The sequence below is a fragment of the Gracilimonas sp. genome, assembly GCF_035704785.1.
GTDB lineage: Bacteria > Bacteroidota > Rhodothermia > Balneolales > Balneolaceae > Gracilimonas.
The window spans coordinates 1-5,078 of sequence record NZ_DASSWP010000134.1; the positions used below are offsets into that span (position 1 = coordinate 1).

Sequence of the window (5,078 nt, forward strand, 5' to 3'; positions counted from 1 at the left end):
CGCTTATCAGCAGCGAGAACCTTTTAACGGTGATATCACCATATTCATTCAAAAATCGGAAAAGCTGCTGTTCCTTTTCACCGTACTCACAAGTCACACCCTCATCCGAAGAATTTTGCTTAAGCACTTCAATGTACTCATCACTGGCTACCACGCTTTCATCACCAACTCGCACGTATACTTGCCGGTATTTCTTTCCCTTAACATAGATGGGTTTTTTCTGCGCTTCAGGAACTTTCACCATAAGTACATCCCTCTCGCCGGTATTCACTAATTCGATGGTAATCGAGATCGGCGGGATACATTCTTCCTGAGCAGCCTGATTTAGCCAAAATTCTTCTTCATAGTAACTTTCCACCCCAATGATCTCTCCGTTATCCTCCACGCCTATCAGCAGGGTTCCGCCCTTAGTGTTTGCAAAAGCGGCCATTTCGCGTGCGATTTTTTCCGGGGAAGCTACGCTGTGCTTGAATTCCAGGAAACTGCTTTCGCCGGTCTGAATCAGATTCTTGAGATCGGACCTTGTCAGTTTAGACACCTTCACCGTATCAGAATACTGCATGTAGAATTCAAACTCGTCTTCCATCGTAATAAGGGTTGCGAGTTACGCGTTTCGTGTTGCAGGTTATTCTCTTGTAACCTGCAAAACGAAACCCGAAACCCGATTTACATTACAATTTCATTTTTAGGATCGCGCGTCATTAAGTTGTACAACGCATCCCGAGGATCCACATTGTCAAATAAAACACCGTAAACAGCTTTAGTTATCGGCATTTCAACTTTGTTCTTTGTGGCCCAATCATATACCGATTTGGTAGTTTTGACACCTTCTGCCACCATATTCATGCTTTTGATAACATCATCAAGCTTTTCTCCTTTACCAATGCGATATCCCACCGAACGGTTCCGGCTGTGAGAACTGGTGCAAGTTACAATGAGATCGCCCATGCCTGTCAAGCCTGAAAAGGTATCGGAGTGGGCGCCCATCATCGTTCCCATACGTTTCATCTCATGAAGTCCGCGCGTGATCAGGGCTGCTTTTGCATTATCACCAAGTTCGGCTCCGTCTACGATACCGGCAGCTATAGCCATAATATTCTTTACCGAACCCCCGATCTCAACCCCGATTACGTCGTTGTTTACATATACCCGAAACATAGGGGTCAGAAAGGTCTCCTGAATGATCTTGGCCGTCCGGGTTGAATAAGCAGCAGAGACGACGGTTGTGGGCTTCATGGTTCCAACTTCTTCGGCATGACTTGGCCCATACAACACCCCAATATTATCCTCCAGTGTGGTTCCCTGCATCACTTCAACCAAAACCTGAGACATGGTTTTAAAAGTGTCATTTTCAATTCCTTTGGCAACCGTCACCAAAATCTCATGACCATCAAGGCAGGGTTTAAGTTTCTTTGCAACTTCCCGAAGCGTATGAGACGGGGTGGCAAAAACCACCATGTCCTGAGATTGCATGCATTGCTCCATATTATTGAAAGCAATTATAGATTCTGAAAGCTTAATGTCGCTCAGGTAGGAAGGATTGAAATGTTTTTCGTTGATATGATTGGCGATGTCTGCTTCTCTTGCCCATATCTGGACTTTATTTCCTGCCTGATCCAGAACCATAGCAAGAGCTGTCCCAAAACTCCCCGCTCCAATAACCGTGACATTCCTGTTACTCATGCTTCAGCTTCCGCCATTGTTTCAGCGGCCTCTTTTTCTTTCTCTTTTTTTCCGTAAATGTTAACCTGGCTCTCGTTGCCATCCAGAAGTCGTCGAATGTTTGATTTATGCTTGAAGATAATTCCGGCTGCAATCAGGATCGCAAATAATATGATGCTTCCATCCACGGTAATTCCGAATCCATAACGCATCACCAGCAAACTAATTGGATATATGAAACTTGCGGTAATGGAAGCTAAAGAAACATACCTCGTTGTAAAGGTGATAAGGATAAATATAACTGATGATATCCCGATCGAGATCGGCTCAATTCCATATAACATTCCGCATGCGGTAGCGGCCCCCTTTCCACCTTTGAAGTTTGCAAAAATTGGAAACATATGACCGATCACGGCAAACAGTCCACAGGTGATCTGCAGAAAAGCATCGGCTTCCCAACCCGGAGGTGCGATTGGGCCATTACCGATCTCAAAGGCGTAAATAGCAACCCAATAAGAAGCTGCAAAGCCTTTCATAAAATCCAGTACTAAAACTGATACTCCGGACTTCCATCCCAGGTTTCGAAAGGCATTAGTGGTTCCAAGATTTCCACTTCCAAAATTCCGAATATCTATTTTATGAAATAGCTGCCCTACCCATAAAGAAGATGGAATAGATCCCAACACATAACTAATAGCCAATACTGTGAATAATGCGATCATCTGCCTTGTCTTTTTCGGAAGTTACGATAATGGAGTCTTAGTTAGTAGTTTATGGTTATTGGGAATTTCACCTTTAACCTAAAACACTATACATGTCGCTCGGCATGGTAAGAAGAGCGAACCAACGGACCACTCTCCACATGCTCGATACCAAGCTTTTCACCGATCTCTTTATACTCTGCAAATTGGTCGGGATGGACCCAATCCAATACCGGGTGGTGCATTTTTGTGGGCTGCATATATTGGCCTATGGTCAACACATCCACACCGTGATCCACACAATCCTGCATTAACTCAATTACTTCTTCGCGCTTTTCACCAAGGCCAACCATGATTCCGGTCTTTGTTCTGATACCGGCATTTTTTGTACGCTGAAGGAGTTCAAGCGATCGCTCGTAGCGAGCCTGAGGGCGTACTCTCCTATATTTACTTGGAACGGTTTCGAGGTTGTGACTCAATACATCCGGCGGGGTATCAAACACGATCTGGAGGGCTGCATCCCATTCTCCGCGAAAATCTGGGATAAGGGATTCAATGGTCACTCCGGGAATAGCCTTTCTAATTTCTTCATGACAAGCGGCAAAAATTGGGGCGCCACCGTCTTTTCGTTCATCGCGATTCACGGAAGTGAGTACCACGTGCTTCAGCTTCATTTTGACGGCAGCATCAGCTACACGCTTCGGCTCGTCCCAGTCCAGGTCTGCAGGCGGGCGACCGGTTTTGATCGCACAGAAAGCACATGAACGGGTACAAACATCTCCCAGGATCATGAAAGTAGCGGTTCCGGCTCCCCAGCATTCGCCCATATTCGGGCAACGGGCTTCCGAACACACCGTATTCAGGTTATTATCTCGGATGGTTTGCGAAACCTCTTTGAATTTCTCTCCTGATGGAAGTTTTACGCGCAGCCAGTCGGGCCGACGATTTTTCTCTGATGGCTTGTCTACAACCTGAAGTTCTTTGATCATGGTGCTTCTTTAGTGATTTTTTAAGCTCGTCATTGCGAGGAATTAAGTCCTTCGTCTTACATTTTGTCAATAAAATTTCTATCAACCCTGTTTCAAGCGTCACGCTAGGAACAAACTATATTTGCACAAGCGAGACGCTTGCGCAAGGCAAGTGATCTTTTTGCAGAGATAAAATTGAACAAGCTGCAAAGCTTAATTCCACTTTTACCCTCCACTTGATCTCCTCCCAAGAGGAGAAACTCTTTGGTGAAAATGATGCTTATTGCAGACCTCATTTTCACTCAATACATTCAATTATTAAAGTTACGAAATAATCTGCTCCACTTCTTGCAAAGAACCTTTGCTTGAGATGGAGACTTTAAAAACATCCTCAAAGTGAAAAACAATCCGTTCTTTAACTTCCCCGGGGTCAACTTCTTTGCCGGAAAGTTTCTGTAAACTGGTTACGGCTTTATCATCAATTCCGCAGGGTACGATGTTGTTAAAATATCTCAAGTCGGTATTCACATTGAGCGCAAAACCGTGCATAGTTACCCAGCGGGAACATCGGATACCCATGGCACAGATCTTTTCATTGTTTATCCAGACGCCGGTAGCTCCTTCAATTCGATGTCCCTCAAAACCGTAGTCAGCACAAACGCGGATCATCACTTCTTCAAGAAAACGAAGATATTTATGCACATCCGTAAAGTGCCGGTCAAGGTCTAAAATGGGATAGCCCACGATTTGTCCCGGCCCGTGATAAGTGATGTCTCCGCCGCGGTCAATTTTGATGAACTCGGCTTCAAGTTGTTGTAATTCTAACATCGAGCGCAACATGTGCTCTTCCTTTCCGCTTTTACCGAGGGTATATACGTGCGGGTGCTCCACAAAAAGCAAAACATCATTCAGACGCTTTCCAGTGAACTCGTCTTTTTGCTCGGCTCGCTTTTCATCAATAAGCCGCTGCTGCACAGACTTCTGCAGATCCCATATCGGCTGATATGCGGCATGGCCCAGATCGTACAATTCGATGTTTTTTTGCGTCATTTGCTTTATTTCACTCACCGAAACTCGTGCAAGCGTCCCGCTTGTACGAACAATGGCTGGTCCAAGCGTGACGCTTGAACCAGGTTAAACAAAAAGTCTCCCCTTGAGGGTAGATCAATCCAAGCAGCTGTTCCTGCTTGGATTTCGTGGGGTGTTGTCCCCAAGGGATCCCAAGCTTAATAACAACTTCCTCGCCCTTGGCTTACAACCTCCGCCAGACTTCACATTCGTTCAGTCCGGCACCTCCCTCAAGGGAGGATTATCTTTTCTAATTTTAAAAATCAAAACTCGTGCAAGCGTCACGCTTGAACCAGTTGATTATTTCATACGATCGACCGATAACCGGTCTGATCGATTTTAAAGGCTTCGATACTTTAATCAAGCAATCGGTCAGACGGGCTTAGAGCCGACCGAGAAGCAAGATCAACACAAGACAAAAATGGCTCCCGAAGGAGCCAAATTCGTTCAACATTCGATGTTCCCTGCTGGATGTTCGATGTTCTACTTCTTCTTAGGCTTTGATCCTAAATGAACACCTTCACCATACGCTTCTGCTACGGCTTCCATCACGGCCTCAGAGAGGGTTGGGTGTGGATGAACCGCACTGATGATTTCATGTCCGGTAGTTTCAAGATCACGAGCTACAACAGCTTCAGCGATCATTTCCGTAACTCCGAATCCGATCATGTGGCAACCG

Annotated in this window: 5 protein-coding genes and 1 pseudogene; all 6 read right to left on the minus strand. The window is 45.4% G+C overall.

All coding sequences use genetic code 11. From position 1 onward, the window contains the following. Positions 1–586, minus strand: a 586-nt coding sequence (locus VFM80_RS08145) for a helix-turn-helix domain-containing protein (RefSeq protein WP_395071331.1), incomplete at its 3' end; no start/stop codon positions are given. An 80-nt stretch (positions 587–666) separates the two neighbouring features. Continuing rightward, a complete protein-coding gene (locus VFM80_RS08150; RefSeq protein ID WP_395071332.1) occupies positions 667–1,683 on the minus strand; it encodes an NAD(P)H-dependent glycerol-3-phosphate dehydrogenase in 1,017 nt (338 codons plus the stop codon). After that, positions 1,680–2,384 (minus strand): glycerol-3-phosphate 1-O-acyltransferase PlsY, encoded by a 705-nt coding sequence (gene plsY / locus VFM80_RS08155; RefSeq protein ID WP_395071333.1) that lies wholly within the window; start codon positions 2,382–2,384, stop codon positions 1,680–1,682. Before plsY ends, VFM80_RS08150 begins: the two co-directional genes overlap by 4 nt. An 86-nt stretch (positions 2,385–2,470) precedes the next feature. Beyond that, positions 2,471–3,352, minus strand: a complete 882-nt coding sequence (gene lipA, locus VFM80_RS08160) for a lipoyl synthase (protein WP_395071334.1) — start codon at positions 3,350–3,352, stop codon at positions 2,471–2,473. Between the two features lie 303 nt (positions 3,353–3,655). Further along, entirely contained in the window at positions 3,656–4,381 is a 726-nt protein-coding gene (lipB, locus tag VFM80_RS08165) for a lipoyl(octanoyl) transferase LipB (protein WP_395071335.1), read from the minus strand. A gap of 501 nt (positions 4,382–4,882) precedes the next feature. Further along, positions 4,883–5,078, minus strand: a pseudogene (locus VFM80_RS08170) (dihydrolipoyl dehydrogenase); the annotation flags it as partial.